This is a genomic window from Myxosarcina sp. GI1, assembly GCF_000756305.1.
Lineage (GTDB): Bacteria > Cyanobacteriota > Cyanobacteriia > Cyanobacteriales > Xenococcaceae > Myxosarcina.
Genome location: NZ_JRFE01000009.1, coordinates 69525 through 95110, shown reverse-complemented (window position 1 = coordinate 95110; position 25586 = coordinate 69525). Strand labels below are relative to the sequence as shown.

Sequence of the window (25586 nt, the reverse complement as noted above, 5' to 3'; positions counted from 1 at the left end):
GGGTAAAAACTACAAAACCCTCTCAGAGAGAGGGTTTTAACTGTATCGGAGCGGCGGGATTTGAACCCACGACCCCCACTACCCCAAAGTGGTGCGCTACCAAGCTGCGCTACGCCCCGTTTTCACGAATACTTATCATAACATTGTTTGGGTTAATAGTAAAAATATTCCGTAAATCCAGTTGATAAAAGTCTTATAGCTGTTTTTAATCAGTAAGAAAAGTAGCTACAGTTTAGTCTTGATAGTCCCATTTGGGTGGTTAATGGCTGTAGTTTTTTGTAATCTCTCTAAAAAGTGGTGCGAAAGTGGTGCGGTTTTTATCAATCGCTTAACGCCATGTATATTAATAACGAAGAGAGAAAAGCCAAAATTGGGATAGTTAGTTTGTCTGCCAGTAGAGATAATTCATTGACTTTATTAGTTTGGTAGGATGCCGACCTAGTGAATGTCACGCTTTGACTTAGAATGATATTAAACGTCGTGTGCAACTTTTAATCAAAGATAATTTCTTGAAAGCGAAGCGGATTATCAGAATAACGATTTAACCACAAAACAACCGTATGAGCTAAAAGTTTACGATTGATACGATTAGTAAAATGCCATAAGTCTCTAGCTCTAACAGTGTCAAAACAAAAACGTTCTGCTAGTAGTTCACCACAATGGTTTTGACAGGTAACTAAAGATTTGAGAAGCTTAACTTAAATACTTAAATACTTCTCGCAAATCATGGCAGTCAAATACATCGTAAATCTATCTGATGAAGAACGTTCTTCACTCTGGAACATCACCTCAAAAGGTAAAACGACAGGAAGAATTGTCAAAAGAGCCCAAATTCTGCTGCTGGCAGATGAAGGACATCCAGACGAGATGATTGCTACTATGTTGAAAGTGGGAGAATCAACAGTTCATCGAATCAGACAAAGGTGCGTAGAAGAGGGAGTGGAAAAAGCGTTAACAGAACGTCCCCGTCAAGGCAGTAAAGCCAAACTAGATGGCAAAACAGAAGCGTTTTTGGTGGCAACGGCTTGTAGTGATGCGCCTGAAGGCAGAAAGCGTTGGACAATGCAGCTACTGGCAGACCGTTTAGTCGCATTGAACTTAGTCGAAAGTATTAGTGATGAGACAGTGCGTAGAACTCTTAAAAAAACCAAATCAAGCTGCGGAATGCAGTCGGACGGCGCACAGCTTGAGGTTGCCTCAAGCTTGCGTCCCGACCTTGGTTAAAGGAACAATGGTGTATTCCCACCATGAGCGCAGAATTTGTCTGGAAAATGGAAGATGTCTTAGATTTGTATAGCCAACCCTATGACCCCTGTTATCCTCAAGTCTGTTTTGACGAACGACGCGGAAGCAAAGCTTCCCAGTCGTCGCTAGACGACGATCTGCGCGTACGCGCTGCCCAATTACTGAGTGAAAAACGAGTTCCTCTTCCTAGCCAACCAAGACAGCTAGAACGCTACGATTACGAATATAAACGAGAAGGAACTTGTAACCTGTTTGCTTTTTTTCAACCCTGGGCTGGATGGAGGCATATTAAAGTAACCAGCCAAAGAACGGCAATTGATTTTGCCCATTGTATGAAGGATTTGGTAGACGAATATTTTCCCAAGGCAACTAAGGTCAAAGTAGTTTTAGATAATCTTAACACTCATACTCCCGCATCACTTTATAAAGCTTTTTCTCCTAAAGAAGCAAAAAGAATTTTAGACCGACTCGAATTTCATTACACTCCCAAACATGGTAGCTGGTGAAGCAGCGCGCGGTCTTGGGGGTTTCCTCCATGAGCGACTGCTGAACCCTTTAGGGTTAAATATGGTCGAAATTGAATTTTCTGTTGTTTCCCGTCAATGTTTGAATCGACGTATTCCTGACATTGAGATGATGAAGCAGGAGACTAGGGCATGGGTTCAAGAAAGAAACCAACAACGAGCAACTGTTAACTGGCGTTTTACAAGCTTTGATGCACGAGTAAAACTAAAGCGATTATATCCTCAACTTACCTGTCAAAATTAAATTGGTCGAGTACTAGTTGTCCAATGAGTGCCGAAGGCACTCTGCCGTGCGAAGCACGTCGAAGCTCTCCAGTTGTTTCAACTAAACGGCGGGTTTTGACTAATGTTTGAACCCAGTGGCGGTCGCGAGAATCAATCAGATTAGAACGCTTTGGAGTTTGAAGATTAAGATTTTGTTCTAATAACTCTTGCTGTAATGAAGAACTAAGATAACCTTTGTCTCCAATTAGTAATCTACTAATTCCATGAATAACATCCCACAATGCTTCTCGCTCGGAGACATTAGCAGAAGTCAAGCTGAAACCAGTAATAACCCCATTAGTGCTGATAACCAAGTGTCCTCGAAAACCATAGTACTTCTCATCTTTAGCTGCACAGTATCCGAAACTCGCTTCTGCTGAAAACAGTCGGCAATTTTTCGCTCTTTGGTAATGGCACAAAGGAATCGGAAAACCGTCAATTAGATGAATTGAATCCTCAAAACCTCCTAACTCTCGCGCCAGAAGTTGCTGTAACTGCTGCTCATAGCACCATAAGTTAGCAAACGCTCCAGTCCGCGTCTCACAAAAGCTGAACGGCTTTTAATTTCGGGAAATAATTCTTGCCAATGACCTCGAAAATAATTCCCGATACCTTTGTCTGCATCAATCCTCAAAAATTCGCCTACGATTTCCATGRTAATAACTTCAYTATCGTTTAAACAAGGAGCAAATCCTCTGGCTCTAACTTGATTACCTTGAGTAATTTGACTCCATAGATCATCTACACAGCAAAAGACAGCAATGATAAAATCTTCAGTACTAAACATTGTCCCATCGAAATTAAAAACATTATCTTCTCAGATGGGATTTTCATTTTCAAATCTAAAGTTGCACACAGCGTTTTCTATACTTCCTTGGTCGAAGCTGCCAATCTAGCTTTTTTATGAATAACGAACAAAAAATTGAGAAGTCATAATAAAAATAGCTATTAAAGCTCTAGGATTACATCCATTTCTTCTAAAGTGCTTAGTTGGACAACTTTCTGACTGTATTTTGGAGCAAGCAAAATTTCAACTTCTACAACGGCATAATCAGAAGCGAGAATGTCATTTTTATTAATTGAAGAGCCAATCTGTTGTACCTTACCCTGTAGCTCTTCGGAAAAAACATCGCTAGTCACTGTTGCTTTTTGTCCTATTTTTATCCAAGCGAGATCGTTTCGCTCTACTTCTGCCACAATCATCATTTGGTCAATTTGACCGATTTCGGCAATACCTTTTTCGTTTAATGCTTCACCAGGACGAGTATGAATATTTATAATTTCTCCATCTATAGGAGCGCGAATATAGGCTAATTCCATATCGGCTTCGGCTTTAACTACAGATGCTTCAGCTTGTCTTAGCTCCCCCTGCGCTCTCTGCACCTCAACAGGACGAACTTGTGCTGTCTCTTCTAAGGTGGCTTGAGCTTCGGCTATATTGGCATTAAGAGTACGTTCCGTTTGCCCAAAAGTTTCTCTGGCTTCGTTTAACCGCTCTCTGGAAGTTTCCCAAGTCGATTTTTTACTATCTAACTCTGATGCAGAAATTGCTCCTCGCTCGAAAAGTTGTTGATAGCGCTGCCATTCTGTTCGAGCTTTATCCAGTTCGGTGACTAGTTCGGCAATAGCAGCTTGTTGAGTTTGTGTCTCGCTAGCTAATTCTGCTTCCAGATTGACGATCGCAGCTTCTTTATCTCTAACTGTATTTTGTTTTGCCTCTGCCTCAGCTTTTGCTAAACGGGATCGAGCAGCTGCCAATTGCGTTTCTGCTTTATCTACTGCCTGCTGTCTTTGACGACCATCAACAATCGCAATCATCTGTCCTTCTTTGACCCGATCGCCAACCTGTACCAGTAGCTGTTCTACCCGTACTGCTTCTAGGGAGGTAGGAGCAAATAGAGACATTATTTCTCCCAATGGTTCAATTCTAGCCATAGCGGCTATTTTTTTTATTTCAGGCAGCTTGGTTTGAGTAGGTGCAGCAGTAGAATTAGAATTCGTTTGAGGCTGAAGACGATTTAAAAAGCGAATCAAAGTTATTGCCACAAGCGATAAAATAGCAACAATAATCGCTCCCCAAACCCAGTATTTCCACAGTTTTAACGAGCTTCCTTTTTCTGGCTGCGGTTGCCGTTCTGATTCACTTTGCTCTACAGACTCAATCAAGTGCGAGTTAGATTCTCCAACTAATACTTTTTTGAGTAATTTCGACTCTATCTGTGAATGACCTTGATATACCGACCAAATTGCCCGTTCTAATTCTTCTGCTGAAGTGTTTTTGAGTAGATAGCCATGCGCTCCTGCCTGTAAAGCTTCTACGACATATTCTCGATCTTCATGGCTGCTAAGAACGAGAATTTTAGTTTGAGGAAACTGCCTGCATATCTTATTTGTGGCAGTTATACCATTCATTTCGGGCATCTCAATATCGAGCAATACGACATCGGGTTCTAGGTGTTCTACTTGTTTTATTGCGCTGTTACCGTCAGAAGCAGTTCCTACTACTTTGAGTTTGGGTTTGGGTTCGAGCAATACTTGAAGTCCTTGCCTGATGATGTTTTGATCGTCTACTATCAAGATGCGAATCATAGAAATATTTTTATTTGGTAGACAAAAGTACGTTAAGCTCTCTATTTTTTAAACACACACAATGTCAACAGAATCTAAGAAGCTTTCTTCTAAAACTTATCTGATTTTCAAGCAATTAATCTGATATATATTTCTCTCTTGATGATAATTTTTTTGCGTTTATCGAGCTAATTTCAACTCAAACATTTTGTCAATAGCGATCGCTTTAAATTTGCCGAGATCTATCTAAATTATCAACCTATAGAGGTATTTCAACGAGTTCGTACTTAGTAAGATAGAAGATAGCCGTACAACCATCTCATCTTCATCATGCAAACCAAAGTCAACCCCTATCTCGATGATAACTTTGCTCCAGTACAGCGAGAAATTACCTCAGACACACTGGAAATAATTGGAGAACTACCCCCGCAATTATCAGGGATGTTTTTACGCAACGGACCCAATCCACAATATTCGCCTATCGGACAGTATCACTGGTTTGACGGAGATGGTATGATACATGGAGTTCGGCTTCACAACGGGCGAGCTAACTATTGTAACCGCTATGTTCGCACTAGAGGCTGGCAGTTGGAACACGAAGCAGGTAAAGCAATTTGGAGCGGTCTGTTAGAGCCTCCCCAACTGGATAATCCTGATGGTCCTACTAAAAATACAGCTAATACGGCTTTGGTTTGGCACGCTGGAACTATGTTGGCAACCTGGGAAGGAGGCGCGCCTCATGCTATAGATGTTCCTACATTAGACACTATTGGTAAGTATACTTACGATGGCAAATTGTCATCTTCTTTTACCGCCCATCCTAAAATTGACCCAATGACTGGGGAAATGATGTTTTTTGGTTACTCTTTTTCTCCACCTTATCTGCAATATAGCGTGGTTTCTTCGGGAGGAAAACTATTGCGGACGGTACCAATCGAGATACCAATGGCGGTAATGATGCACGATTTTGCGATTACCGAACACTATACTATTTTTATGGATTTACCCCTGACTTTTAATCGGGAAAGGATGCAACGGGGAGAACCACCGTTAATGTTTGAAAACAATAAACCCAGTCGCTTTGGTATCGTTCCCCGTCACAGTGACAACAGCGACATTCGTTGGTTTGAAACTTCTGCTTGCTATGTGTTTCACACTTTAAATGCCTACGAAGAAGGGGATGAAGTAGTGCTAATAGCTTGTCGCATGAATTCTACCAATGTGTTGACTGAAAATACAGAATCCGCTCTTGAAGATAGTACGCCCAGATTACATCAATGGCGTTTTAACCTCAACACTGGAACTATTTCGGAAACCATGCTCGATGACGTAGCTGCCGATTTTCCCCGCGTTAATGAAAACTTTTTAGGATTAGCTACTAGATATGGTTACGCTGGTAGAATGACGGGAGGTTCGATGCCTCTATTTGACGGTGTTATTAAGTACGACCTAAATACTGGTAAGTCCCAAACCCATGAATTTGGCTCCGAACGCTTCGGTGGTGAAGCAGTGTTTGCACCACATCCAGATGGGAAAGATGAGGATGATGGCTGGTTGATTACCTTTGTTCGCGATTGCGCTCCGCGCAGTGGCAAAGCCAATCGCCACTCAGAAACTTCAGAATTGGTAATTATAGATGCTAAAGATGTTACCTCCGAACCAGTAGCCAGAGTGTTAATTCCCCAGCGCGTACCCTACGGTTTTCATGGTGCTTGGATTGACGAAGCACAGCTTGAAACTTCTTGTGGGAATTAGAGTTTTTGCTGATGTTTCTGTTTCTACTTGGCAGTAAATAATTTAATCACTCCAAACAATAGTGTCTATCTGACTACGATACAATACCCCATTAGTTATTTAAGGTGACATAAATTATGGGACGCGCAGAAAAAGTAGTATTAGCCTATTCGGGTGGGGTAGATACCTCAGTTTGTATTCCCTATCTTAAAGAAGAATGGGGAGTTAAAGAAGTAATTACTCTGGCTGCCGACTTGGGACAGGGAGACGAATTAGAACCAATCCGCCAAAAAGCTCTGAAATGCGGTGCAGTCGAATCGTTAGTAGAAGATGCAACTGCAAGTTTTGTTAAAGACTATGCTTTTCCTGCCATTCAAGCCAATACTTTGTATGAAAATCGCTATCCACTTTCCACTGCTTTGGCTCGTCCGCTAATAGCCAAGCTATTAGTAGAGGCAGCAGAAAAATATGGTGCGGATGCAGTAGCACATGGCTGTACGGGGAAAGGTAACGATCAGGTACGTTTTGATGTAGGCATTATGGCATTGAACCCCGAACTAAAAGTTCTCGCACCTGCCAGAGAGTGGGGCATGAGTCGGGAAGAAGCTATTACTTATGGGGAAAAATTTGGCATCGAATTCCCCGTTAAAAAATCTTCTCCTTACAGTATCGATCGCAACTTACTCGGTCGCAGTATCGAAGCAGGTCCTTTGGAAGATCCCATGACCGAACCCCCTGAAGAAATTTACCTGATGACCGAAGCAATTGCCAACACTCCCGACGAACCAGAGTATGTCACGATTGGTTTTGAGGCAGGTATTCCCGTCAGTATTAACGGTAATAATCTCGATCCAGTGGCTTTGATCGCGCAACTCAATCAAACAGTAGGCAAGCATGGCGTAGGACGGCTCGATATGATCGAAAACCGCGTAGTGGGCATTAAATCGCGGGAAATATACGAAGCACCAGCTTTACTGGTGTTAATTGATGCCCATCGCGATCTAGAAAGTCTAACCCTCACTGCCGACATCACCCAATACAAACGAGGTATCGAACAAACTTATGGCGAACTAGTCTATCGCGGTCTATGGTACAGTCCTTTAAAAGCAGCTTTAGATGCTTTTATTCAAAAAACTCAGGAACGTGTCACGGGAGAAGTAAGGCTAAAACTCTTTAAAGGTAACGCCACGATCGTGGGACGGCGATCGCCCAATTCGATCTACACTCCCGATCTCGCTACCTATGGTGCCGATGACCAATTCGACCACAAAGCAGCAGAAGGATTTATTTATATTTGGGGTTTACCCACCAGAGTTTGGTCGCAAAAAACTAGATAAGTAAAGGCGATCGCGTAGGGGCAAGTGATTAGCTGTCCCTACTTCAATTGAAATAGATTCTGTATTGTGATAGTAATTTATTATAGATTAGCTTGATAAACACAAAAAACTCACGATTAAAACAACATGGCTTCGCAAAGATTCGGTTTAATCTTTTTTATTCTTTCCAGTGTGTTTATTACTTTTAATTTAGGCTATCTTGCCAGAGCATTTAAGTTTTTTCCCTATCAGTTTTATACTGAAGCAGCAAAAGGTTATCAAGAAATTCGTAAAGCCAACTCAGATAAACTTCCTTGGTACTATAGACGTTTGCAGGAACCATTTCCCAAAGCAGTTAGCAAAACTGGCGAACCATACCCAGGCTTGACCTTAGTTACCAAAATCGCTGCCGATAGCAATTTAGCCGTAGACATTATCGATTTAGAAGGCAACATAGTCCATCAATGGGACATTAATTGGTTTAAAATGTGGCCCAATACCCAATACATACCAGAGAAAGATGTTCCGAAAGCCAAACCAGGAACTAATATTCACGGTATCGTGGTCATGGAAAATGGCGATATTATTTTTAACTTCGAGAGTAGAGGTTTAATTCGCATAAATCGTCAGGGAGATGTTGTCTGGAGATTACCCTATCAAACTCATCACTCGATTCACAGAGACGATAACGGCAACTTGTGGATGGGTGGACTTAAGTTTCGTACCGAAAAAAATCCTCGGTTGCCGAATATGAYCCCGCCATATTATGAGGATACGATTTTGGAAGTTACCCCCGAAGGCAAGATTGTAAGAGAGTACTCTGTTGCGGATATTTTACGTAAGAATGGCTATACTGGTCTTCTCTATCTAGGTACTCTCGGCAATGAATCTACGGCAATACAGGGTCAGGGTAAATTATTAGCCACCGATGACATACTGCATCTCAATGATGTCGAACCTTTTTCTGCCCAAACAATGGAGGAAGGATTCTTTAAGCAAGGCGATGTCATGGTTTCACTGCGTAATATCAACACAGTTTTTGTCTTTAATGCCGAAACCGAAGAAATTAAGTTTATTTCTGTCGGTCAATTCGTCCGCCAGCACGATCCTGACTTTATAGACGGTAATACTTTCTCAGTCTTCGATAATAATAATAACAACGCATCTAAAGCCAAACGCCAAAGCCGAATTGCGATCGTTTCGGCAACAGACAAGAAGGTAAAGACTTATTTCAAAGGCAGTTTAGATCGACCTTTCTTTACTAACGTCATGGGCAAACATCAGTGGCTTCCCAATGGCAATGTACTAATCACCGAAGCTATGACTGGTAGGGGATTTGAGATCGATCGCCAGGGAAATATCGTTTGGGAATATTTTAATTATGTAGATGAAGGAATAGTAGGAGTTGTAGGGGAGTTGCAGCGTTTGCACTCTAAATATACGCAAATATTTCAAGGTAAAAAATAAGGTAATAGCGCGATTTCAAAAAATCTGGGAAAATTTAATTTTCTGAGACTAAAAAAAATGAGAATTGCTTCATTTTTTAACTTGGATGTTGCTTGTAATTGCACTTTAAAATTCAATACTTTAAAACAAGTAAAGTATAAACTGGCAATCGAGTTGAAATTAGCTCGATAAACACAAAAAAATTTCACTATTAGAACAATATGGCTTCGCAAAGATTCAGTTTAATTTTTTTTATTCTTTCCAGCGTGTTTATCACTTTTAATTTAGGTTATCTTGCCAGAGCATTTAAGTTTTTTCCCTATCAGTTTTATACTGAAGCAGCAAAAGGTTATCAAGAAATTCGTAAAGCTAGCTCTGACGAACTTCCTCACTACTATAGGCGATTGCAGGAACCATTTCCCAAGGCAGTTAGCACAACTGGCGAACCATACCCAGGCTTGACCTTAGTTAGCAAAATTGCTGCCGATAGCAATTTAGCAGTAGACATCATCGATTTAGAAGGCAACGTAGTTCACCAATGGGACATTAACTGGTTTGAAATGTGGCCCAATCCCCAACATATACCAAAGAAAGACATTCCGAAAGCCAAACCAGGAGCTAACATTCACGGTATTGTCGTCATGGAAAATGGCGATATTATTTTCAATTTCGAGTACAAAGGTTTAATTCGCGTAGCTCCTAACGGAGATATTGTCTGGCGGTTGCCCTATTCAACCCATCACTCAATTCACAGAGACGATAACGGCAACTTATGGATAAGCGGTAAAAAGTTTCATACCGAAAAAGATCCTCGTTTGCCACATTTATTCCCGCCATATTATGAAGAAACAATTTTAGAAGTTACCCCCGAAGGAAAGATTGTAAGAGAGTACTCCGTTGCCGATATTTTACGCAAGAATGGCTATACTGGACTGCTATATCTAGGTAGTCTTGGTAATGAATCTACGGCAATAAAAGGTCCAGGTGGTCGCGACATACTGCATCTCAATGATGTCGAGCCTTTTTCTGCCAAAACAATGGAGGAAGGATTCTTTAAACAGGGTGATGTTATGGTATCGCTGCGTAATATCAATACGGTTTTTGTCTTTAATGCCGAAACCGAAGAAATTAAGTTTATTTCTAGCGGACAATTCGTCCGCCAGCACGACCCAGACTTTGTAGACGGCAATACTTTTTCAGTCTTTGATAATAATAATAACAACGCCTCTAAAGCAAAGCGTCAAAGTGAAATTGTCTTAGTTTCGGCAACAGACAAGACAGTTAAAACCTATTTTAAAGGTACTTTAGAGCGACCTTTCTTTACTAACGTCATGGGAAAAAATCAGTGGCTCCCCAATGGCAATTTACTAATTACCGAATCTATGCCTGGAAGGGGGTTTGAAATCGATCGCCAGGGAAATATCGTTTGGGAATATTATAACTATGTAGATGAAGGAATAGTAGGAGTTATCGGAGAATTGCAGCGTTTGCCCTCTAAATATACGCAAATATTTCAAGGTAAAAAATAAGATAATAGCGCGATCGCGCTTTATCTGGGAAAATTTAATTTTCTGAGGCTAAAAAAATGAAACAATTATCATTTATCGGTACCTTTATTTTTGTTTTTCTATTAGTTATTTTTGTCCAGCCTGCAATGGCGTATGTCGGACCTGGTACGGGAATAGCTGCATTAGGAGCTTTTATAGCTATTGTAGTTGGTGTCATCGCTGCTATATTTGGCTTTTTGTGGTTTCCTATGAAACGAATGTTACGCAAACGCAAACAGGCAGAGGCTGAGAAGGCAAAGGCAGGAGAAGCTGAATGATTCAGTGGATTGGTGCGATTTTTCTGGTTGTAGGCTTTGTTATTTTATTTCAGCTTCTGGGACTGGTAGAAAAAAGCAAAAATGTTACTGGTATTGCCTTTAAATCTCTAAATATTATCGGTTCTCCAGCACTGAGCGATGAAGAAAAAGAGTCGGAACTGCAAAAGAATTCCCGTAAGTTATTCGGATTATTTTTTATTTTAGCTGGCGGTGGCGCGATCGCTCTTTTATTACCTGTAGGAATACTATGGATAGGCGATCGCCTGGGGTGGCTTTCTCTGACTTCAGTTTTAGACACTACCTTTTCCCCTCTATTTATTATCATCAGTAGCATCATTATCATTGTCGCTCTGTTTTTCAAACCCAAACAGCAGCGTTCTACGGCTCAAACCAGCAGCTATTCTCAACTCGATCGCACACTCCACCAGTTGGCATTCAACACCTACACGGCACAAATAGCACTAGCAGATGCCGAAGATGCTCTTTTTTCCAAACAGCTTGCGGCATATCAAACCGAACGACCCGTTTTTATTACCGCACTGCCGCGAGCGGGGACGACTTTACTGCTAGAATGTTGCGCTAGCTTGCCCGAATTTGCTTCTCACCGCTACCGCGATATGCCGTTTGTAATAATTCCTGTTTTTTGGAATCGCTTTTCTAAAATATTTCAACAAAATGTCGAAACCCAAGAACGCGCTCATGGCGACGGGATGAAAATTAGCCCAGACAGTCCCGAAGCTTTAGAGGAAACGATCTGGAAAACTTTCTGGCAACGTCATTATCACCAAGATCGGATTATTCACTGGGACTACGAAGAAAACAAAGAATTTGAAGAATTTTTTCGCTCTCATCTGCGTAAGATTATCTGGCTGCGCCAAAGTAATTCGGCAGTCGCTCCGCGTTATGTATCTAAGAACAACGCCAACATTGCACGGATCGCAATGTTAAAAAAACTCTTTCCAGATTCTATTATTATTATTCCCTTTCGAGATCCCTTACAACACGCAACTTCTTTACTCGAGCAGCATCTTAATTTTTTAAATATACATGAGAGCGATCCCTTTGCCTCGGAGTATATGAGAGCAATTGGACACTATGATTTCGGACAGAATTTACGCCCGATAGATTTTAATAGCTGGTTCGACGAGCGTAAATCTAGAGATGCTAACTCTTTGGCTTTTTGGCTGGAGTATTGGGTAGCAAGTTACGAGCATCTTTTGCAAGAAAACGCCGATTTAGTAAACTTTTTTGACTACGAGGCTTTATGTAACTCTCCACAGCAAGGACTTAAAACTTTGGCAGAGGTAGTAGCAAGCTCTTATCCTGAAATGCTGATTTCATCAGCGTCTCGAATTCGTCAACCCAGATTGAAAGAAATCGATACAGGTAGTTTACCTGCTTCACTTCTACAAGAAGCTAATCTTGTCTTCAATCGCTTGCAAGAAAAAGCGGTTAACAGTAAAAAGTATCAGTAGCAAACAAACTATTGTTAATTGTAATTTTAAATTTAATATTTATTTTTTAAAGAATTCAGTAATTTTATCGGACGAACAGCTTTAATTACGGGATAATCTTGAGGATAGTTATGATATATATATTGTTCGTATTCGTACCAGTGCTTTTCTCCTTTTTCACGGTTACAGGTTTTGCAAATTACCCACAAATTCGACCATTCTAAAGATAACCAAGGATACTGCGATCGCGGTAATTTATGGTCTATAGTTTTACCGCCGCGATCGCGGTAGTTTTGGCTGCAAATTGGACAATACCAGTCAGAATGCTCTTTTACCCAAGCTTGGCTTTCAGGAGTAGTACCACATTCATAATCGCCATTAATATATCGCCAATAATTAAATTTTAAATAGTCTTGTAAGTCTTTGGCTGTCAATCTATGATATTTTTTGCTACCAATTTTATCGGCTAATTTAAATAGTTCTGATAATTCTTTATCTTCTAAATTCATTATTTTCAATTCAGATTATTTACTATAATCAATTATTTCTACTGTATTGTCGGGATATTGGTTGTCAATAATATCCGCAATTTCATCTAACTCGCGTGCAATTCTTTGATTGCGATAATTAATTTCCTTCTATCTCGCTTAAATTAGAAAATATGATAATGCGCTATACAGCAATTAACGAAAAAAGAATGAACAGTTAAAGAAGTTAAAATTTCAAAAGCGATCGCTTTACCCAAAATGTATCGACGATCGCAGCAAAATATTAAAACTAACTGTTAACTCTAAGTAGGCTTGTTAATTACTGCGTTACTAGAGTCAACTATGTTAACTTGTAATTAGTGTATACAGTATACTTAAAAATTATCTTGCGGTTGCTCGTATGAACTTAATAACTGCACCTCAACTACTCGTCAATGGCGATCGCCTCAACCAAAGTATCGCTCGTTTGGCTCAAATTGGCAGTCTGCCAAACGGGGGAGTAAAACGAATTGCCTACAGCAAAGAAGATATTGAAGCTCGTAATTTAGTAAAGCACTGGATGGAAACCGCCCAGATGCAGGTACGTATCGATGCTGCGGGTAATATTATCGGCAAATATCTTGGCAAAGATCCCAATGCCCCAGCTTTAGCAACGGGTTCTCATATCGATACCGTTCCCTGTGGTGGTCATTATGACGGAGCTTATGGAGTTTTAGCAGGTTTAGAAGCAGTGCGAGTTCTGCAAGAAAATGAGCTTCAACTCAATCGCTCTATTGAAGTAATCGTGTTTACCGATGAAGAAGGCAGCATGATTGGTTCTAAAGCAATTTCTGGTAGAGCGATCGAAGACCCAAATTATTATCGTCGTCCTGATGGTACGGATATTTATACTTGTCTTTCTAAGGTAGGCGGTAACTGGAACGCTCTCAAACAAGCCCGTCGTAGTTCGCGAGAGATAGCGGCATTTGTCGAATTGCATGTAGAGCAGGGACCGATTTTAGAATCTATGGGTAAACAAATTGGCGTAGTTGAAGGCATAGTAGGACAAAGACGTTTTACTATTACTGTCAAAGGCAGTGCCAATCACGCAGGAACGACACCGATGCAGATGCGCTGCGATGCTTTAGTTGCTGCGGCTCAGGTAATTTTAGCAGTCAATCGCCTTGGTAACACTCCAGGTCAACAGGTAGCCACTGTAGGTAAGATGGAAGTCCGTCCTAATGCGGCTAATGTCGTTCCTGGTTGGGTAGAGATGAGTTTGGATATTCGTGACTTGTCTAGTTTGCACATAGATAGTCTGCTAGAACAGCTAGAAATACATTTAGAAGAAATCGCCGTCGCCACTAATACTCAAATTAGGCTAAATTCCTGTTTGCATAACGAACCCGCTTTAGCCGAACCATATATTCAACAGGCGATCGCGCAAAGCTGCGAAGCTTTAAAACTTAGCTACACCCACTTACCCAGTCGCGCCAGCCATGACGCTCAAGAATTAGCGCAAATTACCGATATGGGGATGATTTTCGTTCCTAGCGAACAAGGTATTTCTCACAATGCTAATGAATATACAACTCCCGAACAGTGTATTCAAGGTGCTAATGTATTGCTACAGACATTGATACAGTTAGATCGGCGATAATAAATTAAATTTTAAAAGTAAATTTTTTTATAACAAAGCAATAAACGATCTAGTTTTTTATCCTGCTCATCAAATCGTTTGTTTTGTTTTTCCAAATAAAAAAGTTATTTGGCATTGTATTTTTGTATATAGGCGATCGCAACACGGCTACTTTAATGTTTCCAGCAATGGCGATCGCATTTTTGTTCGTCGGCACCCAATCCTTTTTTTTAGACATTTAGCCGTAGAAACTACCCGACCGATTCCAGTAGATTTTAACCATGTCAGTAGTTTCGCGGTGGTAAAAAGCCTTGGAGGATTTGATACTTACTTAAGTTGCAAGTATCGATCTTCCTGGGCTTTTTGATTGAAGGTTAATTACATAAGCAACTTGCGACGAAAAACAAATAAGCCCAAAAAAACAAATATTATACGGTCACATAATGACCGAGGGTTATTATATATGACAGAAAAACTTCTTTTCTGGGGAATTTTAGTATTTTTATTCGCCACGGTAGGGATTGGAATTTGGGCAGCAAAGTTAATCAAGGGAGACAGTGAAAACTATTTAGTTGCAGGACGGAGACTAATGTTACCCCTGGCAGCAGCAACTTTGATGGCGCAGTCGGTAGACTCCAACGCTACTTTGGGCAATACCGACCTGACATCCGAATTTGGTTTTTGGGCTGGTGCATCTTTACCAATTGGTTTGGCACTGTGTTTGTTTCTTACCGCATTATTCTTTGCCGAACCAATGAATCGCATGGGTTTAATTACCCTGCCAGATTTCTATCGAATTAAATACAATCGCCCAACCGAAGTAACAGCCTCACTGTTGATGGTGTTGAGTTTTTCCTTTCTCTTAGCTGGCAATTTAGTAGCGGGAGGATATTTATTTCAAGCTTTTCTCGGCACAACCTATACAGCAGGTGTAATGCTGTTGGCAATTATCGTCTTTATTTATACTGCTAGCGGCGGTTTATTTGCCGTGGCATATACCGATGCTATCCAAATAGCAATTGCTTTTATCGGTTCTATGGCGTTACTGGCTTTTATAGTATTCAACTTTGGCTTGGATATACCTGCCGATACTGGTCCTCTAGCTTTGGCACAATTGAGCGATCCTGCTGCTGGTGCGGCAATTAACTGGGCGACTCTCTTGGCTTTGGGGTTGGGAGATATTGTGGCGATCGATTTTATGGCAAGAGTTTTTGCTGCCGATAGTCCCCAAACCGCTCGCAGAGCTTGCTTAATCGGTTGCGCGGGAACTCTAATTATTGGCATTCCTTTTTCTTTGATAGCTTTATCTGCTCCCCAAATTCTTGCCGATGCAGGTATTACTCCTGACGGACCAATTCTTTTTGCCTTACTTGATGGTATCGTACCTCCTCTACTGGGATTATTAGTCATTATGGCAATTCTTTCCGCTTCTCTTTCCACAGCAGACGGAGCCATTTTAGGAACGTCGTCGGTAATCGCCCACAATATTATTGGCATTCGCCACGACGATCGCAATGCAGCAGGAGATAGACTATTATCGCTCACTCGAATCATGGCTTTTGTAATTACGGCTTTGGGAGTATTTTTTGCCTTAAAAGTACCTCAGACAGGTGTCTTACTACTGTTAGCTTTCGATTTAGGATTTGCAGGATTACTAGTTCCTTTGGCGGGAGGTCTTTATTGGTCGAGAGCAACCTGGCAAGGTGCAATTTCTTGTATTGTTTTAGGTTCCCTAACCCGTTTGATTTTCTTTGTTTTAATGCCTACTACCTTTGGAATTGACAATACTTTGTTATATATTCCCAATAGTATTTTTACTACAGATTTTGATGGCTTTCCCACACTAATCAGTCCTTTAGTAGGATTGGTCGTGTATATTGTTGTTTCTCAGGTAACTGAAGAAGGTAAACCAAAAGCTCTAAGGATTAAAGAGGAAGAAACAGGACAATAATGACAGACTTAGATAGAGATTAGGCAATAGGCATTGGTGACAAGTTAAGGAACTACCTTGTTTGTCAATCAGTTTGCAGCAGGGCGCAGATGCGCCACCTCTTTTTATCTGTGCATGACGCTGCCGCGTCCAAGTCGCGTCTAGCGACAGGCTCTCCAGCGTGCGGCGCATACGCCCTGCAAAGAAAAGATGCGCGGCAGTAGCCGCCTATGAAGAAGTTAAAATTTTATAATTAAAGAAGCAATAGAGTTTCATTTAGCAGGAATGATAGAAGATGGTGATGATATTCCTCAACCTTCTAGTTTTGTTGAATACATAGAAACCCGAATTCCTGCTTGAAAGGATTTTTAAGGCGATAATTTGGCTATTCGAGCGTTTGCTAATAAATCTTGTCTACTCTTCGACTGCCAGATTATTGCGATGCACTACTGTATCCGCACCGTTGTAGCCCAAAATAGAGCTAATGTTTGCCGAGTGTTGTCCTTTAATTAAATCTATTTCCGTACGGCTGTAATTTACCAAACCTCTAGCAACTTCCTTACCATCGAGATCGCATAGCTGCACGGCATCGGCAGCAGCAAAGTCACCCTCAACTTTAATAATTCCCGCAGGTAATAAAGATTTGCCACGACTGCTAATTGCTTTAACCGCACCGCGATCGAGATATAGTTTACCCATTGGAATTAAGCCATAGGCTATCCAGCGTTTGCGAGCATTTTCGGTTTTTGGTTGGGGTTCAAACTGAGTTCCCAAAGGTTTCCCCTCAAGTATCTCCAGCATATTTTGCGGTTGCTGTCCTTGGGTAATAACAGTTCTAACTCCCGTACTGGTAGCAATTCGCGCTGCGGCTAACTTAGTTGCCATGCCACCCGTACCCCACTGAGAACCGCTGCTACCTGCTTCTACCTGTAATTGTTGAAATTCAGTCTGACTGACCAAACTTATGGGTGTGGCATTAGTATCAGTTCTCGGATCGGCAGAATAAAGACGATCTACATCGGTAAGGAGAAACAGCCAGTCGGCTTCGACTAAGCTAGCTACCAAAGCCGAAAGGGTATCGTTATCGCCAAATCTTAACTCTTCTACCGCTACGGTGTCATTTTCGTTAACGATGGGAATCACTCCCAAATCCAGCAACTCTCTAAAGGTATTAGAAGCATTGACATAGCTGGTGCGTTCCATTAGTTCGCGGCGAGTTAACAAAACTTGGGCGATCGCCTGCTGTAAACTACTAAACATATCGTCGTAAATTCGCATCAACCTTCCCTGACCTACGGCAGCTACAGCTTGTTTGAGAGCCATTTTACGGGGTCGTTCGGTCAGGTTGAGTCTGGCGCAGCCGACACCCACCGCACCAGAAGAAACCAAAACTACCCGATGTCCCTGCGATCGCAATTGGGTTAGTGTTTCTACCAAAGAAGCAATAGTGGCGATCGCAATTTGCCCGTTAGTGCGCGTTAGGCTGGAAGTCCCAATTTTGACAACTATAGTTTGTGCAGACATAAATATTTTGAGGAGACTATAGCCAGGTAGAAACAGATCTTAGTTCTGGCGGAATTTGAGTATCTTCATTAAATTCTAATTTAGTTTCGCTATCGCCCAAATATCCAGACTCGGTAAAAGATAGCAGCATCCGAGATAAAGCAATCCAGACTTCTCTGTCAAATTCCCAATCACCTCCTCTAGAGGTATAGCAGGCAATAGACTTTAATGCCCAAAAATAGTTGTTACGAACTATCGAACCACCCTTTTTAAACGGTGGTACGTCTTCTGAGTCGATAAATAATATATCGTCTTCGAGTTTAACTTTCATGTTGCTTATTCTAAAGTCTACTGCTTCTAAATTAAACAATACTAACAAAGGCTAGCAATTGTAAGGGTTTGAAGGTTGCTAACTCAATGCGTGTATAATAATATATAAAACTTAATAATTTAGGTTAATAGGGAATGCTGCGACTGATTACTGATTTTGATGGACCGATAATGGACGTAAGCGATCGCTATTATTGTGTTTACCAATACTGTCTCGAACAAGTGCAGTTTCCCCAACAAGAAATTCAGCGACTGACTAAAGCCGAGTTTTGGCAGCTAAAACGAGCGCGAGTTCCCGAACGGGAAATAGGCAAACAATCTGGTTTAAATAAAGAGCAAGCCAGAGAATTTGCTCGACTGCGTAGAGTAACCGTACACACTTTACCTTATTTAGTACACGATAAACTCGTTGCTGGTGCCACAGAAGCACTATCTAAAGCTCGATATTTGGGTTTCGATCTAGTTGTGATGACGATGAGACGCGATCGAGAGTTGAATGCAGCTTTTCAACAATACGATATCGAACACTTTTTTGCCGAAAATCGCCGTTACTATTTATCCGACGATTTTGAAAAATCTACTGACGAACAAGACAAACAGAAGCTAATGGCAAGAGCTTTAAAAGAGTTACCACCACCAGCAGATATTTGGATGGTGGGAGATACAGAAGCCGATATTGTTGCTGCAAAAACGCACAACATCAAGTCAATCGGCGTTCTATCGGGAATTCGAGACCGCGAGCGTTTAGAACTCTATCAGCCAAATTTAATTGTCAATGACTTACAAGAAGCTGTAGAAGCGATCGCGACCTCTTATAAATTGTCTTCTCCACCATTAGCGTAAAAAGCAGCTTGCCAGCCAATATAAGCAAAATGTTACTACCGCAGCCGACTGATTGGCATCCAGATTGACAGCTAAATTGGCACTAGCCGTTCCGATCGCAATTCCCAACAATAAGGCTGCCAAACTCATCAGTACGGCTCTTCCAGAACGGTTTTCTTTGCGATTGAGGAAATAAAAGCTGGCAATAAAACCCAATGCCATCAGCAAAGGTAGTGCCGAAGCCTGGTTGTTTTGAGAAAAAACGGCAATACTAACTAATACTAGAAATACTGCCGAGGGCAGCAAAATCTCGGTTTTAGAAGGATTATCGAGAAACTGTCCCAGCCAGTCAGGAGCATTGGTATTAATTGTAGGAACGGGAATGGATGGCTTTTCCCGCTCGCGATCGGGAAAGCGAATTTTTTCAGGAACTTTAATTTTGCCTTCCTGCCGCAATTTTAAACGATCCATAATAATTGAATCATAAGCAGTTTCAACTTTTTCTAAAACATTGCTGTCATTACCGTGTTTTTCATAAAGCCGTTTTTTAGCTGCTTGAATTTCCTCAAAAGAGGCACTTTCATTGACTCCAAGCTGTTCGTATGGATTTTGTTCGCTCACAATTTGCTTTCTCCAGTCTTTAACCGATTTAGATTAACTCTGTTTGTTTGATGTTTAATTGCCCGATGATATCGCGATCGCAGTTATTTAGTATACTTGCCACCAACCAAAGCCAGGACCGATAAATCTAACTGTCACCCAGACGGCGATTGCGATCCCAATTCCCAACCAGGCTCCTGTAGTAGTCCATTTAACAAATTTTTCAGCTTGATTTTTGGTAATTGGCAACCAAGATACGACTTTAGATTCTTGCCCGTACTTTTCTCCTAATGCAGCTTTACGCCTTTTTGCTTCTCCCATAATTTTAATCAACCACTAACAATACTGTTACTCTTCGATCGTAACTTTTTTTGGCGTTGAGGGTGTATCGCAATCTCGTTCGGTTATAACTTTTTTTGCCTTTGAGAGCGACATTATTACTACAACAAAATATTAATATAATACAATGACTCTGTCTCTGCAATTAACTGACCGACGGCAGAAGAGCTTAATGGTTTTAGAGACAAATATAGCGCGATCGCGTCTGGGAAACAATAACTATCTATGCTTCGGCTAAAATTAATAATATTTTGTATTAATTATTTTAATATTACATATGGCTTTTTCCGATCGCATCTACCCTGTAGTTTGGCAACAAAATAAAGTATTGCTTATAGACCGCACTCGTTTACCGAAAGAATACAGCATTGTCGAAATCGATCGCAGTGAAGATATCATCAAAGCCATTGAAACCAAAATCGTTGGTGGTGCTTCGGCAATTGGCATCGCAGCAGCTTACGGTATGTACTTGGGAGCCTTAGAAATTGCTACCAGCGAGCGTCACAAATTTTTACAGCATTTAGAAACGGTAGCCAGAGCTTTACGTCAGACCCGCCCTACTGTAGTAAATTTATCATGGGCTGTATCTCAAATGTTAAAAGTTGCCTATGAATCTTTAGGTTCAATTGCCGAGATCGAACAAAATCTATTAGAAACAGCCCAATCGATACAGCTAGAAAACCTCAAAATTTGTCGGCAGATTGGCAACTGCGGTTTATCGGTTCTGCCAACCAAATCACAAGGCTTAAACCTTTTAACTCACTGTAATGCTGGTGCATTAGCCAGTGCTGGTTACGGTACTGCTTTGGGTGTAGTTAGAGCGGCTTGGCGCGATCGCCGCTTGCAGATGCTCTATGTTGGGGAAACTCGCCCTGGTTTTGAAGGAGCTAAACTTACTGCTTGGGAATGCCTGCAAGAAAAGATTCCCGTTACGGTGATTACCGACAGCATGGCAGCTTACTGCATGAAGCAAAAAGCGATCGATGCCGTTATTGTTGGGGCAGATTCAATTGCGGCAAATGGCGATACCGCCAATACCGTAGGAACTTATGCTTTAGCCATAGCCGCTCAAGCCCAGAAGATACCTTTTTATATCGCTGCCCCTTTTTCGACAATCGATTTTGAATTATCTACTGGAAAGCAAATTTTAGTTAGAGAGCGAGCTGCTTCGGAGATTTACAAGATTGACAGAATTAATATTTGTCCTCCAGAAGCAGAATTTTATAATCCAGATCGGGACGTTACTCCAGCATCTTTAATTACTGCTATTATTACCGAACTAGGAGCGATCGCACCCGATGGTTTGATTGAGTGCCGCGATAAGATCCTCGACGGCGAGTAAAATCATGCTAAAAGTATTTTTGTTCGGTATCGGGACTTTCCATTTTGGGCAAACCCATAGTGTAGTTGCGTACTTTTGACCCCAGGTTATAGGTAATAGTGCCGTCTTGAAGTAGAGAACGAATAAAATGTTCTAAAGTAGAACCAATACGACGCAGGTTATATTCATTTAGCTCCTTGTCATTACTTGCTTCTACTAAATCGTCGAATTTACGATAGACTTTTTGCAGTGCATCTTCACTCCAATTAAATTCATTATCTGGATCGACATCGAGAGTTAATACATTATCGCTGGGAACAAACTCATTATTTTCAACTTCAGCAGTGTAAATGCGAATGTGGCGGGTAGTAGATTTGATATACGTCATCGATCTAGTTATAAAATTAACATTCGAGAATAGAGATCTAGTTTAGTAGAGCGAACATTTATAGACCCAACTAAGCTAAAGATAAGAGGTAAAAGCGAGCTTGAAGACGCTCGTAGGTTAGACAGTTGTTATTAACTGCCAACTAATATCGATATTTTTCGTCTTCAATCTTACTTGCATTTTACAGTAGAGTTTTAAATTCGCTCCGTTTTTCTTACTGTTATATTGCTGGCAAATAAATTATTTATAAGCTTTAATGCACTCTTCTACTAATGGCTTGACTGCATCTACGTCTTTCCAGCCCAAAATTTCGGTGACTTTCTTTTCTAAATTTTTATAAGTTCTAAAAAATTCGGCTATTTCTTCTAAGCGATGAGAGGCAATATCTTTGAGAGAATTGACATCTTTGTAGCGAGGATCGTCATTAGGCACGCAGAGAATTTTTTCATCGCGATCGCCACCGTCGATCATTTCCAACATGCCAATCGGTCTAGAGGCAATTACACAGCCAGGAAAAGTAGGCTGGTCCATAATTACCATACCGTCTAATGGATCGCCATCGTCGGCTAAAGTATTGGGAATAAAGCCATAGTCATAAGGATATTGTACCGAAGCATATAGAACGCGGTCTAAAGCGAAAGCGTTCATATCTTTATCAAACTCGTATTTATTTTTACTGCCTGCGGGAATTTCGATTAAGACATTTACTACATCGGGTTTGGGTTGGGGGGGAATTAGTGATAAGTCCATAAAATCCTGTAACTAAATAACTTTAAGCTGTTTCAAACTGCGATCTGGCAGCCATGAAGCATTTTACCTGAAGATTAAGCATTAATGTTTTTTACTTTTGGTTTAGCGATCGCCCCAGGATCTTTTGAGCCTGGACTTAAATATTGGATTTTGGACAAATCGGTAGTCCATAAAATGCTCGACCAAGCTTGCAAAAGAGCGCAGATCGATGAAAAAACCTCATCCCATTAGCTGTGTAGGTTTTTCACTCCTTTGAGATAGCTTATTTCTTCTTGTTTGAGTTCTAGTTCAGATTCGCTTGAGGCGATCGCAGCCTCAGTTTTTTCTACTGGTGGTAGTGCCTGGGGTGCGGTTGAAGGTAAACATTGCCTAAAAGAACAAAACAGGCAATGTTTAGAGAAGTAATTTAGAAAAAAATTAGCTTCCAATGGGTCTGATAAATATGAAATTGTACTAAGTTGTCCATTGTTGCAAATTTCTTAAGCCTACGCTGAGTAAAATATTTCTCAGCTAATCATTTCAACTAGCCAATTGAAAACTAGCTAATTGAAAGTTCTCTTGCTCTGCATTTTGCTTTGGGTTTGTAACAGCTTTAATTTGTTCTGCCGAGCAGTTTGTAATACTTTTTACTTTTCCATTCAACCTGTATTTTATTTCACAACCTCCAGTAATACTGTTGGCTTCTAGTTTGTTCAGTTCGGCAAATTCGATTGGGAGGTCTGAGATAGCAATATTAGACATTGTGAGTCTCCTTTTTATCGTAATAAATTTTTACTGTTTACAGACAGAATGTATCTGTAAACTACAAAAAGCACTTATTTTGAGCTTCTAAATATTACTTAGGATGTGCTTTTACTTTTATGCAGATTTTTATTTTTCGTAAATTTTTTTTACGTTTAACTGAACAATTAACTTTGCACTATCTTTTTTACTTCTCATATACTGCTCTCTTAAAAGTGCGATCGCACGCTGCATTGCGCTTATTATAAGCGACAAAGGGTTGAGCTACTTTACCAGTATAGGTTTGGTCAATGGGATGTGTCAGTTATTTCCTTTTTTATATGAGCTTTAACTTCTTCGTCAGTACGACCTAAAATATTTTCTTTCAGTGGCTTTTTTATCTGGTAAGTTATTTACATGCAAGTACCCCGATCGTTATTTAGATTGCGCTCCTCAACAAAGCATTAAAAAAAGTTCTTAAATTTTCTACCTCCAACAGATAGGTTTATATACTGAGCGCAGAGTTAGTTGTATCAAATAGCCAATCCGAAAGCGCATTGTTATCGCTATCGTTAAATATAAAATCCTTTTGTCCGTCAAAATAATCAGCTAAACCTGCTTCAAAAATATTATCGGGATTTTTCAATACTAATTCTCTAGTTTCATCTTCGCTGGCAATTAGTATTTGATTATTGTTTTTAGCATCCTTATTATTATTGCCAAATACATTAGCCGTTTGCTGGTTTTTCTGATTGGCTAATACTTCATGATTTTCAAATAGTTCAGAACCTTCGATATTATTATCTAATATTGGTAAAACAAAGTCGTCGATGCCGAACTCAGGATTGGCTAATTCTGCTCCCTCTATTCCTGTCAGTTTATCGCTTATTAGATCGCTAAAGCCAAAGTCAAATTGAATATTCTGACTGATATTTTGCTCTATAATATTATTGTCATTGTCTAAAAAGCTTTCTTGAATGGCAAATTGAACGGGAGACAAATAATCTGATTCTTCGGTCAATTCCTGACTATAATCTTCATCCAGGATAATAAATGTATCAATACTTTGGTCTAATTCTTGAACAATTTTATTGTCATCGCCAAAAACTCTAACATCCTGGACACCAAATTGAGTAGAATCCAGCAAACTACTACTAGCAAAATTTTCCAGAAAATCATCAAAAGCTATACTTTCATCAAACACATAATCTGGGTCGAACCCGAACTCCCCATATCCAGATAGATCGTAAATTCTTTGTTCGGAATAAAAATTCAAACTATTACAGTTGCCTTCGACAAATGCTTGCTGATTAATAAATTGAACAGTATCTAAAACATCATCATTATTAATAAATTCATCAAAATTCCAGCTAAAATTATTACTATCAATAGATTTAGAGTTTGATGGAGAATAGTTAGAAGGAAATAAAGGAAAATCTACTGTAGTTTGATGAATGTTTTGAGAGACCTGATTATCAGTTCCAATATCGCTATCTGTTTGTATAAAACTCTGAATTCCTGTTACATTTTCTAAATCGGGGATTTCTAAGACATGGACAATAATATCTTGATTGATGACCTGTTCGATATAATTATTATCACCTTCAGGAATATCAACTTCTTGGATTGCCAGTTGCGGTATTGCATTTTCAGAGAGCGACATAAATTAACTCCTTTATTTAATCTCTAGTTAACGAATTTATCCGATTATGAGTTCCGTATATCCCATAAAACTTTAATTATTTGACATGAAAAATCAATTGTTGTTGTAGTTTGCCACTACCTTGAGTTTCCTGACTAATATGTGTTGTTTGTCCTTGAAATTCAATTTTTACGAAAGCATTAGCAGGGGTATAATTACCTGAAATTGAAACTACTTGTTTGCCTAAAGTCAAATAAGGAGACAGATCGAGTACATTGTCGTCATTCGTAAGACTTTTTATGTGTTGACCATTAAGGGATACTGTGGCTGTTAATTGAGTTTCTGGTTGTGAAGCACTGATGCTGAGTAAATTTGCTTCATTTAAATCTAATAAGCTTATATCGACTGCTGTTTGTTGCTCTTGATAAGATTTAGATGAATATTTTTTAGAGCTAATTCTTTGCTCGGTATCACTGCCTTCTCGATGTCTTTTTCTAGAGTTAATAACTCTTTCTGCCCTATATGTACTACTAAAAGATCTATCTAAGTTTACTTGACTCGCTGCGATCGATGATTGGCTATTTCTAGCAAAAATTATACTACCAGTAGCTACACAGAAAATAGCTAAACAAGAAAAAAATAAAAAGTATTTTTTATTCATAGCTATACCTTTTAAATTTGTTGCTGCTACAAATTTGAAACTATCTTTTTGACGAGCAATGAGTAAAATAAATAATCTATTGTTAGTTACTCATTACT

The 25586-nt window shown here is 40.1% G+C and carries 26 protein-coding genes, 1 tRNA gene and 1 pseudogene; 13 read left to right on the top strand and 15 right to left on the bottom strand.

What is annotated here, in order from left to right:
* Positions 1 to 45: 45 nt before the first annotated feature.
* Positions 46 to 119 (bottom strand) — tRNA-Pro (locus KV40_RS04790).
* 607 nt (positions 120 to 726) lie between these two features.
* Between KV40_RS04790 and KV40_RS34060 the strand changes: the two are divergent.
* Positions 727 to 2013, top strand: a pseudogene (locus tag KV40_RS34060) (IS630 family transposase).
* On the opposite strand, the gene KV40_RS31840 reads toward KV40_RS34060, so the two are convergent.
* The 3 genes from KV40_RS31840 to KV40_RS04770 all read right to left on the bottom strand — a co-directional run bounded on the left by KV40_RS31840 (position 1997) and on the right by KV40_RS04770 (position 4622).
* Positions 1997 to 2515: an IS982 family transposase gene (locus KV40_RS31840; RefSeq protein ID WP_081942759.1), complete on the bottom strand. Its 519-nt coding sequence runs from the start codon at positions 2513 to 2515 to the stop codon at positions 1997 to 1999. The pseudogene KV40_RS34060 and the gene KV40_RS31840 sit on opposite strands and share 17 nt — an antisense overlap.
* Entirely contained in the window at positions 2500 to 2688 is a 189-nt protein-coding gene (locus KV40_RS36035) for a hypothetical protein (protein WP_156113943.1), read from the bottom strand. The genes KV40_RS31840 and KV40_RS36035 overlap by 16 nt, the downstream gene beginning before the upstream one ends.
* 293 nt (positions 2689 to 2981) lie before the next feature.
* A complete protein-coding gene (locus KV40_RS04770) occupies positions 2982 to 4622 on the bottom strand; it encodes a response regulator (RefSeq protein ID WP_052055355.1) in 1641 nt (546 codons plus the stop codon).
* Positions 4623 to 4928: 306 nt separating this feature from the next.
* On the opposite strand from KV40_RS04770, the gene KV40_RS04765 reads away from it, so the two are divergent.
* The 6 genes from KV40_RS04765 to KV40_RS04735 all read left to right on the top strand — a co-directional run bounded on the left by KV40_RS04765 (position 4929) and on the right by KV40_RS04735 (position 12397).
* On the top strand, positions 4929 to 6356 hold the full coding sequence (locus KV40_RS04765; protein ID WP_036478419.1) for a carotenoid oxygenase family protein: 1428 nt from the start codon (positions 4929 to 4931) through the stop codon (positions 6354 to 6356).
* Between the two features lie 116 nt (positions 6357 to 6472).
* On the top strand, positions 6473 to 7672 hold the full coding sequence (locus KV40_RS04760) for an argininosuccinate synthase (protein WP_036478418.1): 1200 nt from the start codon (positions 6473 to 6475) through the stop codon (positions 7670 to 7672).
* 126 nt (positions 7673 to 7798) lie between these two features.
* Complete coding sequence (locus KV40_RS04755; RefSeq protein WP_036478417.1) at positions 7799 to 9118, top strand: arylsulfotransferase family protein; 1320 nt, start codon at positions 7799 to 7801, stop codon at positions 9116 to 9118.
* Positions 9119 to 9318: 200 nt separating this feature from the next.
* Positions 9319 to 10626 carry an arylsulfotransferase family protein gene (locus tag KV40_RS04745; RefSeq protein ID WP_036478414.1) on the top strand — a complete coding sequence of 436 codons (1308 nt, stop codon included), beginning with the start codon at positions 9319 to 9321 and terminating at the stop codon, positions 10624 to 10626.
* A 56-nt stretch (positions 10627 to 10682) separates the two neighbouring features.
* Positions 10683 to 10922, top strand: a complete 240-nt coding sequence (locus tag KV40_RS04740; RefSeq protein WP_052055354.1) for a DUF6223 family protein — start codon at positions 10683 to 10685, stop codon at positions 10920 to 10922.
* Positions 10919 to 12397 (top strand): sulfotransferase, encoded by a 1479-nt coding sequence (locus KV40_RS04735; protein WP_052055353.1) that lies wholly within the window; start codon positions 10919 to 10921, stop codon positions 12395 to 12397. Before KV40_RS04740 ends, KV40_RS04735 begins: the two co-directional genes overlap by 4 nt.
* Before the next feature lie 32 nt (positions 12398 to 12429).
* On the opposite strand, the gene KV40_RS04730 is transcribed toward KV40_RS04735, so the two are convergent.
* Positions 12430 to 12885 carry an HNH endonuclease gene (locus KV40_RS04730; protein ID WP_036478413.1) on the bottom strand — a complete coding sequence of 152 codons (456 nt, stop codon included), beginning with the start codon at positions 12883 to 12885 and terminating at the stop codon, positions 12430 to 12432.
* A 379-nt stretch (positions 12886 to 13264) separates the two neighbouring features.
* Here KV40_RS04730 and KV40_RS04725 point away from each other — a divergent pair, with 379 nt between their 5' ends.
* The gene (locus tag KV40_RS04725; protein WP_036478412.1) at positions 13265 to 14503 is read left to right on the top strand and encodes a Zn-dependent hydrolase; all 1239 of its coding nucleotides are present in this window, start codon (positions 13265 to 13267) and stop codon (positions 14501 to 14503) included.
* Positions 14504 to 14552: 49 nt separating this feature from the next.
* Here KV40_RS04725 and KV40_RS34630 read toward each other — a convergent pair whose 3' ends face one another.
* Positions 14553 to 14720, bottom strand: a complete 168-nt coding sequence (locus tag KV40_RS34630) for a hypothetical protein (protein WP_156113942.1) — start codon at positions 14718 to 14720, stop codon at positions 14553 to 14555.
* A gap of 225 nt (positions 14721 to 14945) precedes the next feature.
* Here KV40_RS34630 and KV40_RS04720 point away from each other — a divergent pair, with 225 nt between their 5' ends.
* Positions 14946 to 16433, top strand: coding sequence for a sodium:solute symporter family protein (locus tag KV40_RS04720; RefSeq protein ID WP_036478411.1), 1488 nt, complete (start codon positions 14946 to 14948; stop codon positions 16431 to 16433).
* 393 nt (positions 16434 to 16826) lie between these two features.
* Here KV40_RS04720 and proB read toward each other — a convergent pair whose 3' ends face one another.
* Positions 16827 to 17936, bottom strand: coding sequence for a glutamate 5-kinase (gene proB, locus KV40_RS04715; protein ID WP_036478410.1), 1110 nt, complete (start codon positions 17934 to 17936; stop codon positions 16827 to 16829).
* 16 nt (positions 17937 to 17952) lie between these two features.
* Positions 17953 to 18246, bottom strand: a complete 294-nt coding sequence (locus KV40_RS04710) for a hypothetical protein (protein ID WP_036478409.1) — start codon at positions 18244 to 18246, stop codon at positions 17953 to 17955.
* 134 nt (positions 18247 to 18380) lie between these two features.
* Here KV40_RS04710 and KV40_RS04705 point away from each other — a divergent pair, with 134 nt between their 5' ends.
* On the top strand, positions 18381 to 19088 hold the full coding sequence (locus KV40_RS04705) for an HAD family hydrolase (RefSeq protein WP_036478408.1): 708 nt from the start codon (positions 18381 to 18383) through the stop codon (positions 19086 to 19088).
* On the opposite strand, the gene KV40_RS04700 is transcribed toward KV40_RS04705, so the two are convergent.
* Both KV40_RS04700 and KV40_RS04695 read right to left on the bottom strand, forming a co-directional pair.
* On the bottom strand, positions 19080 to 19688 hold the full coding sequence (locus KV40_RS04700) for a CPP1-like family protein (protein ID WP_036478407.1): 609 nt from the start codon (positions 19686 to 19688) through the stop codon (positions 19080 to 19082). The genes KV40_RS04705 and KV40_RS04700 overlap by 9 nt on opposite strands.
* 87 nt (positions 19689 to 19775) lie before the next feature.
* Positions 19776 to 19988, bottom strand: a complete 213-nt coding sequence (locus KV40_RS04695; RefSeq protein WP_036478406.1) for a DUF2839 domain-containing protein — start codon at positions 19986 to 19988, stop codon at positions 19776 to 19778.
* Positions 19989 to 20283: 295 nt separating this feature from the next.
* Here KV40_RS04695 and mtnA point away from each other — a divergent pair, with 295 nt between their 5' ends.
* A complete protein-coding gene (mtnA, locus tag KV40_RS04690) occupies positions 20284 to 21348 on the top strand; it encodes an S-methyl-5-thioribose-1-phosphate isomerase (RefSeq protein ID WP_036478405.1) in 1065 nt (354 codons plus the stop codon).
* Positions 21349 to 21355: 7 nt separating this feature from the next.
* On the opposite strand, the gene KV40_RS04685 is transcribed toward mtnA, so the two are convergent.
* Positions 21356 to 21715, bottom strand: coding sequence for an NAD(P)H-quinone oxidoreductase subunit M (locus KV40_RS04685; protein ID WP_036478404.1), 360 nt, complete (start codon positions 21713 to 21715; stop codon positions 21356 to 21358).
* A 240-nt stretch (positions 21716 to 21955) separates the two neighbouring features.
* Positions 21956 to 22465, bottom strand: coding sequence for an inorganic diphosphatase (locus KV40_RS04680; RefSeq protein ID WP_036478403.1), 510 nt, complete (start codon positions 22463 to 22465; stop codon positions 21956 to 21958).
* Positions 22466 to 22549: 84 nt separating this feature from the next.
* On the opposite strand from KV40_RS04680, the gene KV40_RS34625 reads away from it, so the two are divergent.
* Positions 22550 to 22696: a hypothetical protein gene (locus tag KV40_RS34625; protein WP_156113941.1), complete on the top strand. Its 147-nt coding sequence runs from the start codon at positions 22550 to 22552 to the stop codon at positions 22694 to 22696.
* A 45-nt stretch (positions 22697 to 22741) separates the two neighbouring features.
* Positions 22742 to 22870 carry a hypothetical protein gene (locus tag KV40_RS36900; protein ID WP_256381103.1) on the top strand — a complete coding sequence of 43 codons (129 nt, stop codon included), beginning with the start codon at positions 22742 to 22744 and terminating at the stop codon, positions 22868 to 22870.
* A gap of 114 nt (positions 22871 to 22984) precedes the next feature.
* Here the strand turns inward: KV40_RS36900 and KV40_RS04670 are convergent, their stop codons facing one another.
* The 3 genes from KV40_RS04670 to KV40_RS04660 all read right to left on the bottom strand — a co-directional run bounded on the left by KV40_RS04670 (position 22985) and on the right by KV40_RS04660 (position 25488).
* Positions 22985 to 23206: a hypothetical protein gene (locus KV40_RS04670; RefSeq protein WP_036478401.1), complete on the bottom strand. Its 222-nt coding sequence runs from the start codon at positions 23204 to 23206 to the stop codon at positions 22985 to 22987.
* A gap of 484 nt (positions 23207 to 23690) precedes the next feature.
* Positions 23691 to 24848, bottom strand: a complete 1158-nt coding sequence (locus KV40_RS04665) for a hypothetical protein (RefSeq protein WP_036478400.1) — start codon at positions 24846 to 24848, stop codon at positions 23691 to 23693.
* Positions 24849 to 24924: 76 nt separating this feature from the next.
* Entirely contained in the window at positions 24925 to 25488 is a 564-nt protein-coding gene (locus tag KV40_RS04660) for a hypothetical protein (RefSeq protein ID WP_052055352.1), read from the bottom strand.
* Positions 25489 to 25586: the final 98 nt, after the last annotated feature.

What these genes read in the sequence shown, in the direction of transcription:
- KV40_RS36035 (WP_156113943.1), bottom strand. Translation starts at nt 2,688, where the DNA reads ATGGAAATCGTAGGCGAATTTTTGAGGATTGATGCAGACAAAGGTATC.
- KV40_RS04740 (WP_052055354.1), top strand. Translation starts at nt 10,683, where the DNA reads ATGAAACAATTATCATTTATCGGTACCTTTATTTTTGTTTTTCTATTA.
- KV40_RS04760 (WP_036478418.1), top strand. Translation starts at nt 6,473, where the DNA reads ATGGGACGCGCAGAAAAAGTAGTATTAGCCTATTCGGGTGGGGTAGAT.
- KV40_RS04710 (WP_036478409.1), bottom strand. Translation starts at nt 18,246, where the DNA reads ATGAAAGTTAAACTCGAAGACGATATATTATTTATCGACTCAGAAGAC.
- KV40_RS04735 (WP_052055353.1), top strand. Translation starts at nt 10,919, where the DNA reads ATGATTCAGTGGATTGGTGCGATTTTTCTGGTTGTAGGCTTTGTTATT.
- KV40_RS04665 (WP_036478400.1), bottom strand. Translation starts at nt 24,848, where the DNA reads ATGTCGCTCTCTGAAAATGCAATACCGCAACTGGCAATCCAAGAAGTT.
- KV40_RS04660 (WP_052055352.1), bottom strand. Translation starts at nt 25,488, where the DNA reads ATGAATAAAAAATACTTTTTATTTTTTTCTTGTTTAGCTATTTTCTGT.
- proB (WP_036478410.1), bottom strand. Translation starts at nt 17,936, where the DNA reads ATGTCTGCACAAACTATAGTTGTCAAAATTGGGACTTCCAGCCTAACG.
- KV40_RS34630 (WP_156113942.1), bottom strand. Translation starts at nt 14,720, where the DNA reads ATGTCTAAAAAAAAGGATTGGGTGCCGACGAACAAAAATGCGATCGCC.
- KV40_RS04685 (WP_036478404.1), bottom strand. Translation starts at nt 21,715, where the DNA reads ATGACGTATATCAAATCTACTACCCGCCACATTCGCATTTACACTGCT.
- KV40_RS34625 (WP_156113941.1), top strand. Translation starts at nt 22,550, where the DNA reads ATGTTTTTTACTTTTGGTTTAGCGATCGCCCCAGGATCTTTTGAGCCT.
- mtnA (WP_036478405.1), top strand. Translation starts at nt 20,284, where the DNA reads ATGGCTTTTTCCGATCGCATCTACCCTGTAGTTTGGCAACAAAATAAA.
- KV40_RS04745 (WP_036478414.1), top strand. Translation starts at nt 9,319, where the DNA reads ATGGCTTCGCAAAGATTCAGTTTAATTTTTTTTATTCTTTCCAGCGTG.
- KV40_RS04730 (WP_036478413.1), bottom strand. Translation starts at nt 12,885, where the DNA reads ATGAATTTAGAAGATAAAGAATTATCAGAACTATTTAAATTAGCCGAT.
- KV40_RS04695 (WP_036478406.1), bottom strand. Translation starts at nt 19,988, where the DNA reads ATGGGAGAAGCAAAAAGGCGTAAAGCTGCATTAGGAGAAAAGTACGGG.
- KV40_RS04680 (WP_036478403.1), bottom strand. Translation starts at nt 22,465, where the DNA reads ATGGACTTATCACTAATTCCCCCCCAACCCAAACCCGATGTAGTAAAT.
- KV40_RS04725 (WP_036478412.1), top strand. Translation starts at nt 13,265, where the DNA reads ATGAACTTAATAACTGCACCTCAACTACTCGTCAATGGCGATCGCCTC.
- KV40_RS04670 (WP_036478401.1), bottom strand. Translation starts at nt 23,206, where the DNA reads ATGTCTAATATTGCTATCTCAGACCTCCCAATCGAATTTGCCGAACTG.
- KV40_RS04770 (WP_052055355.1), bottom strand. Translation starts at nt 4,622, where the DNA reads ATGATTCGCATCTTGATAGTAGACGATCAAAACATCATCAGGCAAGGA.
- KV40_RS04720 (WP_036478411.1), top strand. Translation starts at nt 14,946, where the DNA reads ATGACAGAAAAACTTCTTTTCTGGGGAATTTTAGTATTTTTATTCGCC.
- KV40_RS04705 (WP_036478408.1), top strand. Translation starts at nt 18,381, where the DNA reads ATGCTGCGACTGATTACTGATTTTGATGGACCGATAATGGACGTAAGC.